2 protein-coding genes are annotated in these 1260 nt (G+C 65.6%); both read right to left on the bottom strand.

Annotated features, from left to right (window positions below; all coding sequences use genetic code 11):
- Positions 1-33 precede the first annotated feature (33 nt).
- Complete coding sequence (locus AB0C38_RS49495) at positions 34-915, bottom strand: IS3 family transposase (RefSeq protein WP_360688736.1); 882 nt, start codon at positions 913-915, stop codon at positions 34-36.
- A complete protein-coding gene (locus AB0C38_RS49490; protein WP_360688733.1) occupies positions 912-1196 on the bottom strand; it encodes a transposase in 285 nt (94 codons plus the stop codon). The genes AB0C38_RS49495 and AB0C38_RS49490 overlap by 4 nt, the downstream gene beginning before the upstream one ends.
- Positions 1197-1260 lie beyond the last annotated feature (64 nt).

The following is a 1260-nucleotide window of genomic DNA, read 5'->3' as shown; positions in this document are numbered from 1 at the left end:
TGGAGTTGCCCCCGGGAGACGGACACCGGTTTTTCAGGCAGCTGAGACCTGACCGTAGTTGATCCGGGTCTCGGCTGGTGTGTTCTGACCGACCGTGGAATGCAACCGGTCATGGTTGAAGTACCGCAGATAGACGAACACATCGTGGCGGGCCTGGGCACGGGTGCGCCAGATCGTGGTGCCGATCTCGGACTTGAGGGTCGCGAAGAACGCTTCGGCGACAGCGTTGTCGTAGCAGGACCCGACCCGCCCCATCGACGGCCGGATCTTCTTCTCCGCCAACGCGGCCCGGAACTGTCCCGAGGTGTACTGGACACCACGATCGGAATGAAACACCGCATCATCGTCGATCAGGCCCCGAGCGGTCGCGAGGTCGATCGCGTCGCAGACCAGGTCGGTGCGCATATGGTCGGCCATCGCATGCCCGACCACCTCGCGGGTGTGCAGGTCGATGACAGTGGCCAGGTAGAGCCAGCCTTCGAAGGTGGGCAGGCAGGTGATGTCCCCGACAAACCGCTGTCCCGGCTCGGGGGCGGTGAAGTTGCGGCGGATCAGGTCTGTCACCGGCGCGACCGGGTTCGCGGCCGGGCGGGTCAGCGACCGGCGTTTGCGGCGGGTGATCCCGGCCAGACCCTGTTCCCGCATCAGCCGCTCGACCCGCTTGTGGTTCACGGTGTGGCCGCGGCGGTGCAGTTCCGCGGTGATCCGCGGGACTCCGTAGGCGCCGCGGTGCTCGGCGTGGATCCCGGCGATCACCGTGACCAGATTCTGCTCCGCTTCCGCGCGGGTGTTGCGGGCTTTCTCGGCGGTGACCCACTCGTGGAAGCCTTGCCGGCGCAGGCCCAGGACCTGGCACAACCGCTGCACGCCGAAGGTGGCGCGGTGTTCGGAGATGAACCGGTAGCGGTAGCTCATCGATCCATCTCGCGCGCAAAATAAGCGGCCGCTTTCCGCAGGATCTCCTTCTCTTTCTGCAGCTCAGCGACCTGTTTCCGCAGCCGCCGCACCTCCTCGGAGTCAGCGGGATCCTCGGGCGGGGCGGTCTCGGCGCGCTTGGCCGCGTTCACCCATGACCGGAGAGTTTCGTGGTTGACCCCGAGTTCGCGGGCTATCTGCCGCAATGGCCGATCACTTGTGTTGACCAGCTCGATCGCGTCCCGGCGGAACTGCTCCGGATATTTCGACCTGCGCGACATCAGGACATCCTCCCTCCAGACCAGTGTCTGGAATCAAGGTGTCCGGTCCCAGGGGGTAACTCCA

This window comes from Amycolatopsis sp. NPDC048633 (assembly GCF_040650695.1).
GTDB lineage: Bacteria > Actinomycetota > Actinomycetes > Mycobacteriales > Pseudonocardiaceae > Amycolatopsis.
This window is presented reverse-complemented; position numbering and strand designations above follow the sequence as displayed.